Below are 1,893 nucleotides of genomic sequence, written 5' to 3'. Positions count from 1 at the left end.
GGGTCGGTGCTGGTCATCGCGGACGCGGGGCGGGGGCTGGCGCAGCCCGCGTTCGCGGGCTGAGCGCGGCCGGGGCCGCCGCCGGACCCGACGGCTCTCCCCACAGGATCCTCACCCTTCCCGCTCCTGCGCTGTGTGCAGGTCACATAACCTGCCCGGCGAAATGAACGACGCGCACACGTCTCGTAGAAGGCCGAAGCGCCGCGGCCGCCGCGCCCGCCGTGGGCGCGGCCGCCGGGTGCTGATCATGGCCGCGGTGCTGGGTCCGGTGCTGGCCGCGGTCTTCGTGGCGGAGCTGGCCACCGAGGGGTACTGGCGGGCGCCGGCACCGAAGCCGTCTCCGGAGCGGTCGGAGGGGGCGGAGCGCCCGGCCTCGGACCGTACGGAGTCCGCCGAGCCGGGCGGTGCGCGTACGCCCACCCCGGCCGAGGAAACCAGCCGCGAGCCGGAGTCCAAGCCCACCCCGGACGACGACGCGCCCAAACCCACCGACCCGGCCGACCCGTCCCCGGACGGGCCCCGCAGCCCCGCCCCCGGGGACGCCCCGCCCCGGGCCCCGGACCCCACGCACGCGGCTCCACCCTCCCCGGCGGCCCCGACCCCCAGCCCGTCGCCGACATGCACCCGTTTCCTGTGGTGGTGCGCCTGACCGCGGCTGTCCGAACGAACCTGGCTAGCGGCGGACTCGATAGCGCAGGTGGAGCACCCGATCGCCCTGGATCACGACGTGCGGGTCCTCGAGGAGGTGCTGGGCATCGACCGATCCGAAGTACCGCTTTCCCGAGCCGAAGACCACAGGCACGACGTCCATCGCCACCTCGTCCACCAGGCCGAGGGCCAATGCCTGTCCGCCGACGTCGCCCGCCGCCACAGCGACGGTGCGCCGGCCTGCGAGGTCCTTGGCCTTCGCGATCGCCTGTGCCACATCGTCGACGAAGTGGTACGGCGCCTCGGGGTGCCACCCGTCGGGCTTGGGCCGGTGCGACACCACGACGATATGTTCCCCCGCCGGCGGCGCCCCCTCCCAGCCGTTGGTCATGTCGAAGACGTGACGCCCGACCACGAGCGACCCGATGTTCGCCATCATGGGCTTGACGTACTCGGCCGAGACCCGCGAGACCTTGGCGTATTCGCTGAGCTCGGTGTCGCCGTTGGAGTACCAGTCGAAGAGAGGGCCGACTTGATCGTCCGCATCGGCGATGAAGCCATCCACGGAAACGACGTTGTGCATCACCACGGTGCTCATCACATCTCCTAGGTGCCCACAGGGCTCCAGGTAGCAGCCCCTTGTACCCATAGACCGAGCACGCCCCCGAAACTCATCCCACTGATCCACACGTGGTGAAGACCGCACGGCCGAGCCGGTGCGCCTAGTCTGCTCGGGTGACCACCGACCTGATTCTGCTGCCGCGTGTCGCTTATCGCGGACAGGAGGTCACCGCGCCCCGGCTCCGCGCCCTCCTCGCGCTGCTCGCGGGCGACGTGCGCACGGGCTGCGGCACCGAGCAGCTCGTGTCGGGGCTGTGGCCGGACGCGTTGCCGGAGCGGCCGGGAAAGGCGGTGCAGGTCCTCGTCTCCAGGGCGCGGGCGCAGTTGGGCGCCGACGTCATCGCGAGCACGCCGACCGGATACCGGCTCACCCTCGCCGAGGCGCAGGTCGACAGCTCCGCCCTGCTGCTGCACGCCGCCGCGAGCGCGGACCGGGCCAGGGCCGGGGACCACGCGGGGTCGCTGGCGGCGGCCGACGCCGGGCTCGCGCTGTGGGAGGGCACCCCTGACGGGACCGGTGACGCCGACGACCCCGTAGCCGCGTTGCGCACCGAGCGCGCCCCCGTCCGCGGCACGCTCGTACGCGCCCGGGCGCTCGCGCTCGCCCGGCTGGGGCGGCACGCG

The 1,893-nt window shown here is 73.4% G+C and carries 3 protein-coding genes; 2 read left to right on the top strand and 1 reads right to left on the bottom strand.

Annotated features, from left to right (window positions below; genetic code table 11):
• Nucleotides 1-163: 163 nt before the first annotated feature.
• Nucleotides 164-649: a flagellar biosynthesis protein FlhF gene (locus EEJ42_RS31775; RefSeq protein ID WP_148082084.1), complete on the top strand. Its 486-nt coding sequence runs from the start codon at nt 164-166 to the stop codon at nt 647-649.
• Between the two features lie 24 nt (nt 650-673).
• Here EEJ42_RS31775 and EEJ42_RS31770 read toward each other — a convergent pair whose 3' ends face one another.
• Nucleotides 674-1,246 (bottom strand): dihydrofolate reductase family protein, encoded by a 573-nt coding sequence (locus EEJ42_RS31770; protein ID WP_123105335.1) that lies wholly within the window; start codon nt 1,244-1,246, stop codon nt 674-676.
• Nucleotides 1,247-1,383: 137 nt separating this feature from the next.
• Here EEJ42_RS31770 and EEJ42_RS31765 point away from each other — a divergent pair.
• The coding region (locus EEJ42_RS31765; protein ID WP_281291551.1) for a BTAD domain-containing putative transcriptional regulator at nt 1,384-1,893 on the top strand (510 nt) is incomplete at its 3' end.

It is taken from the genome of Streptomyces botrytidirepellens, from assembly GCF_003721215.1.
Classification (GTDB): domain Bacteria; phylum Actinomycetota; class Actinomycetes; order Streptomycetales; family Streptomycetaceae; genus Streptomyces; species Streptomyces himastatinicus.
This window is presented reverse-complemented; position numbering and strand designations above follow the sequence as displayed.